Origin of the sequence: Winogradskyella sp. ECml5-4 (genome assembly GCF_036903175.1) — a bacterium.
Lineage (GTDB): Bacteria > Bacteroidota > Bacteroidia > Flavobacteriales > Flavobacteriaceae > Winogradskyella > Winogradskyella damuponensis.
This window is the reverse complement of record NZ_JAYJLF010000066.1, coordinates 1-1,093: the sequence shown is the minus strand read 5'-3', so window position 1 is coordinate 1,093 and position 1,093 is coordinate 1. Positions and strand designations below refer to the sequence as shown.

At 30.9% G+C, this 1,093-nt stretch carries 1 protein-coding gene; it reads right to left on the bottom strand.

The features are described 5' to 3' along the window. Window positions 1-238: 238 nt before the first annotated feature. Window positions 239-952 carry a class I SAM-dependent methyltransferase gene (locus VDP25_RS17645; protein WP_334471962.1) on the bottom strand — a complete coding sequence of 238 codons (714 nt, stop codon included), beginning with the start codon at window positions 950-952 and terminating at the stop codon, window positions 239-241. Window positions 953-1,093: the final 141 nt, after the last annotated feature.

The window sequence follows — 1,093 nt, the reverse complement described above, 5'->3', positions numbered from 1 at the left end:
TTCCTACGTCGATTTTAAAATCACATCATTTTTAGAAACTTAAAAGACCTCGAAGAAAGCTACAATGTTTGGTGGGTGACCGAAAGTCGGCAATATTAATCACAACGTGTTTGTATATGATTTGTTGCGTGGTTTAAGCAACTAAATTTAGTAAATAATTACCGACCAAGAAAGTCCGCGAGGACTTTCGCAAGTAAGCAAAAAGTCAGCAATAAATTATATACGGTGTTGCCAATAGTTATTTTATTTTTCTTCCTTTAATTCCACTTGCACAACCGAAAAAATATTCCACATATTCAACTTCAAATTCAGGTCTGTTAAAAATCCGATATGTGTTTTTTGAGTTTCCAAATTCTTCTGTATAAACTCCTAACATTTTATAAGTTTCTGGACTTCCAAGAAATACTTTTCCTAAAATAGGAATAATATTTTTCAAGTAAAACATATAAAACGGTTTTAAGATTTTACTTTTTGGAACAGAAACGTCAATTAAAGAAAACTTTCCGTTTGGTTTTAAAATTCGGTAAATTTCATTCGATAATTCACCAAGTTGTTCATCATTAAATGTCTTTAATCCAAAACCTGAAATTACATAATCAGCAGTTTCGTTTGAGATTGAATTGTCAAAAACATTTTCTTTAAGAATCTCAACTTTTGATTTTCTGAATTTCGATTTATTCTTCTCCGCACGATTTATCATTTCCGTTGAGAAGTCAATTCCGATTAGTTTTGAGTTTTTGTCTGATTTTTTTAAAATATGTTTCCAACATTCTCCCATTCCTGTCATTAAATCGACAACTATTTTCCCTTTTTCGATTTCAATTTCCTCAACACACTGTCTTCTCCATCTTTCACTAAACCCAAATGAGGTTATGTAATTCATTTTTGAATACGAACTGCTCATTTTGTCAAATAGCTTTTCAACAAATTTAGGCTCGTAGATTTCTTTCATTCGTGGTGTTGGTCATAATTATTGGCAACGGTGCGCGTATATGAAAAGTAGCGTCTTGATGATCAACTGCTTTTCGGATTTAAATATCTTCTATAAAGAAACGAAAAATAAATGATATCAATGTCTCAGCTATTTTTTATA

Coding starts and splice junctions, on each gene's coding strand:
- VDP25_RS17645 (WP_334471962.1), bottom strand. CDS start 952: ATGAAAGAAATCTACGAGCCTAAATTTGTTGAAAAGCTATTTGACAAA.